This window comes from Tepidimonas sediminis, from assembly GCF_007556605.1.
Taxonomy (GTDB): Bacteria; Pseudomonadota; Gammaproteobacteria; order Burkholderiales; family Burkholderiaceae_C; genus Tepidimonas; species Tepidimonas sediminis.
This window is the reverse complement of record NZ_VJND01000028.1, coordinates 1-3,647: the sequence shown is the minus strand read 5'-3', so window position 1 is coordinate 3,647 and position 3,647 is coordinate 1. Positions and strand designations below refer to the sequence as shown.

4 protein-coding genes are annotated in these 3,647 nt (G+C 73.1%); 3 read left to right on the top strand and 1 reads right to left on the bottom strand.

Annotated features, from left to right (window positions below; translation table 11 throughout):
* Positions 1-177: 177 nt before the first annotated feature.
* The 3 genes from Tsedi_RS12065 to Tsedi_RS12055 all read left to right on the top strand — a co-directional run bounded on the left by Tsedi_RS12065 (position 178) and on the right by Tsedi_RS12055 (position 2,910).
* Positions 178-723: a MarR family winged helix-turn-helix transcriptional regulator gene (locus Tsedi_RS12065; RefSeq protein WP_143896945.1), complete on the top strand. Its 546-nt coding sequence runs from the start codon at positions 178-180 to the stop codon at positions 721-723.
* A gap of 44 nt (positions 724-767) precedes the next feature.
* On the top strand, positions 768-1,442 hold the full coding sequence (locus Tsedi_RS12060; protein WP_143896944.1) for a response regulator: 675 nt from the start codon (positions 768-770) through the stop codon (positions 1,440-1,442).
* A 70-nt stretch (positions 1,443-1,512) separates the two neighbouring features.
* On the top strand, positions 1,513-2,910 hold the full coding sequence (locus Tsedi_RS12055) for a sensor histidine kinase (RefSeq protein WP_143896947.1): 1,398 nt from the start codon (positions 1,513-1,515) through the stop codon (positions 2,908-2,910).
* Here Tsedi_RS12055 and Tsedi_RS12050 read toward each other — a convergent pair.
* Positions 2,892-3,548 carry a glutathione S-transferase family protein gene (locus Tsedi_RS12050; protein WP_143896941.1) on the bottom strand — a complete coding sequence of 219 codons (657 nt, stop codon included), beginning with the start codon at positions 3,546-3,548 and terminating at the stop codon, positions 2,892-2,894. The two genes, Tsedi_RS12055 and Tsedi_RS12050, sit on opposite strands and share 19 nt — an antisense overlap.
* Between the last annotated feature and the right edge of the window lie 99 nt (positions 3,549-3,647).

The window sequence follows — 3,647 nt, the reverse complement described above, 5'->3', positions numbered from 1 at the left end:
GGGGTGCGGGGGGTGGGGGTAGCGCTCATGGTCGGACTCCTTGCCAAACGGGGATGCGACCGCACCGCCCTCCCTGGGCGCCGCAGCGCCGCGTGCAGTCGGTGCGTCAGCGGCAGTGTAGCGCGACGTACCGATGTCGATGTTCGTTTTTTGGTCAGTTTGCATTACCATATCGGCATGCTCCCCACCCTCCCCTACGGGCCGGATGAGCGCTGGCGCGTGACGCACCTCGGTCGCCTGCTGGGCCACGCGCGGCGCCGCTTCGATGCGCGCGTGCTGGCGCTGATGGCGCATTCGCCGCAGGCACCGCTGGCGCTGTCGAACCTCGCGGCGCGCGCGCAGATCAGCGCCGCCATCGTGCACATCACGCGCCATCTGCCGCTGGCCGGCGCGCGGCTGGGCGAGCTGGCCGCCAGCGCCGGCATGACCAAGCAGGCGATGGGCGACCTGGTGGACCAGTGCGTGGCCTGGGGCCTGGTGCGGCGCGAGCCCGATCCACGCGATGGCCGCGCGCGGCGCATCGTCTTCACCCCCACCGGGCTGGACTGGCTGCAGGCGTTCCGCCGCGCGGTGGAGCAGGCCGAAGCGGAGTTTCGCGCCGCCGTCGGCCCGGAGGTGGCGGCGGTGGTGCTGCTGGGGCTGGAGGTCTACGCCGACGGTGACGACCCCGCCCCGGCCGGGGCGCGCCCCTACAATGTCCGCAGCCGCGACCGCGCGCCTTGATCGCCGCCGAGCGGGTGGCGCGCGCCGGCGGCGGGGAGACGACCATGCGCATCCTCATCGCCGAAGACGACCAGGTGCTGGCCGACGGCCTGCAGCGCACGCTGCGCGCCGCCGGTGCCGCCGTCGACCACGTGGCCAGCGGTGATGCCGCCGACGCCGCGCTGCTGGTCAACGATGCCTTCGACCTGCTGATCCTGGATCTGGGCCTGCCGGGCATGGGCGGGCTGGAGGTGCTCAAGCGGCTGCGCGCGCGCGGCTCGCGCCTGCCGGTGCTGATCCTGACCGCCGCCGACAGCGTCGAGGACCGTGTGCGCGGGCTGGACCTGGGAGCCGACGACTACATGGCCAAGCCGTTTGCGCTGGCGGAGCTGGAAGCGCGCGTGCGCGCGCTGGTGCGCCGCGGCAACGGCGCCGCCTCCAGCCTGATCCAGCACGGTCCGCTGACCTACGACCAGGCCGGACGCGTCGTCACGATCGACGGCCGCATGGTGGAGCTGTCGGCGCGCGAGCTCAGCCTGCTGGAGGTGCTGCTGCAGCGCGCCGGCCGGCTGGTCAGCAAGGAGCAGCTGGTCGAGCGCCTGTGCGAGTGGGGCGAGGAAGTCAGCAACAACGCCATCGAGGTGTACATCCACCGCCTGCGCAAGAAGATCGAGCGCGGCCCGATCCGCATCGCCACCGTGCGCGGCCTGGGGTACTGCCTTGAAAAAATCCCCTCCTGAGCGGGAAAGCGGCTGGCGCGGCCTGTTCCAGCGCGAACAGCCGAGCCTCTTTGGCGAGATCCTCGACTGGATGCTGACGCCGCTGCTGCTGCTGTGGCCGCTGTCGCTGGGTCTGACGTGGTTCGTCGCGCAGGGCATCGCCAACCGGCCCTATGACCGGGCACTGGAGTTCACGCTGCAGGCGCTGACGCAGTTCGTCGGCGTGGAGGAGGGCCGGGTGACCTTCACGCTGACGCCGCAGGCGCGCGAGCTGCTGCGCGCCGACGAGACCGACATGGTCTTCTATCAGGTGCGCGCGGCCGACGGGCGGCTGGTCGCGGGCGACCCGGCGTTTCCGGCCCCGCCGGCGGAAGCGCCCGCGCAGCCGGGGGTGGTGCGGCTGCGCGACGACGTCATGCACGAGGAGGAGGTGCGCGTGGCCTACGCCTGGCTTGGCCGCGCCGGCCACGCTGGCGCGCTGGCGCTGGTGCAGGTGGCCGAGACGCGCGGCAAGCGCTCCAAGCTCGCCACCGAGATCATCAAGGGCGTGATGGTGCCGCAGTTCATCATCCTGCCGCTGGCGGTGCTGCTGGTGTGGCTGGCGCTGGTGCACGGCATCCGGCCGCTGTCCGAGCTGGAGCAGCGCATCCGCGCCCGCCGCCCCGACGACCTCAGCCCCATCGACGACGAGCATGTGCCCCAGGAGGTGGCGCCGCTGGTGGCGTCGATCAACGACCTGCTGCAGCGCCTGAAGGCGACGCTGTCGAACCAGAAGCGCTTCCTGGCCGACGCGGCGCACCAGCTCAAGACCCCGCTGGCGGGGCTGCGCCTGCAGGCCGAGATGGCGCAGCAGCAGCTGCCCGCCAGCGGCGGCGACGAGATCGAGCGCACGCTGCGGCAGATCGCCGCCTCCAGCGCGCGCGCCACGCACACCGTCAACCAGCTGCTGGCGCTGGCGCGTGCCGAGGCCGCCGGCCAGGCGCTGCCGCGCGAGCCGGTGGACTTGACCGTGGTGGCGCGCGAGGTGGTGGAGGACCTGGTGCCGCTGGCGCTGGACAAGGGCATCGACCTCGGCTTCGAGTCGCTGCCGCCGGCCGAGACGCTGCGCGGCGCCCCGCCGCTGCGCCTGTGGGGCAACGCGGTGCTGCTGGCGGAGCTGGTGCGCAACCTCGCGGACAACGCGCTGCGCTACACGCCGCGCGGCGGCGTGGTGACGGTGCGCGTGCTCAGCGATCCGTGGGGCGGCGTGCAGGTGCTGCAGATCGAGGACGACGGCCCGGGCATCCCGCCGGCCGAACGCGAGCGGGTACTGGCGCCGTTCTACCGCACGCTGGGCACCAACGTCGACGGCTCGGGGCTGGGGCTGGCCATCGTGCACGAGATCGTGCGCCAGCACGGCGCCACGCTGACGATGGAGGACACGCACCCGCAGCGCAGCGAGCGCCGCGGGCTGCGCGTGGCGGTGCGCTTTCAGGCCGCCGCCGGCTGATGGACGTTGAGCTTGAGGCGCTCGCGCTCCACCGCGCGCGCCACCGCCGGCAACGCGGCAAATGCCTGCGCCAGCGCCCAGGTCTGCGGCAGCGTGGTGGGGTCGATGCCGGCAAAGCCGCCCCAGCGCAGCAACGTCAGCGCGTAGGCATCCAGCAGCCCCGGCGCCTCGCCGCCCAGCCACGCCCCGGGGCGCGCGGCCACCGCCGTCTCCAGCTCCGCGAGCAGCTCGCGGTAGCGCGCCAGCGCGTGCGCCTTGACGCTGGCCTGCGCCGCGGCGTCGTCGGTGAACTTGGCCGGCATGAACACGTGCGTGAAGGTCGGATGGACGGTGTTGTTCATCCACGCGAACAGCTCCAGCGCGCGCGTGCGCGCCAGCCCCGCCGGCGGCAGCAGCCGCGCCGCCGGAAAGCGCGCATCCAGGTGCAGCCCGATGGCCACGATCTGCGTGATCGCCGCGCCGTCGTCCACCAGCACCGGCACCTGGCCGCGCGGGTTCAGCGCCAGAAACTCGGGCGAGCGCTGCTCACCCTTGTGCAGCTTGACCAGCACCGGCTCGAAGGCGGCGCCGGCCAGCTCCAGCGCCGCATGCGGCACGAACGAACACGCTCCGGGGGCGTAGTAGAGTTGCAGTGACATTGGGGGGTCTCCTCGACGCTCGTGGGGTGGATGCCGTCTATCATAGCCACGAGCCTCGAGACCACCCGCACCGCCCCGATGCCGCCCGCCGCCCCGCCC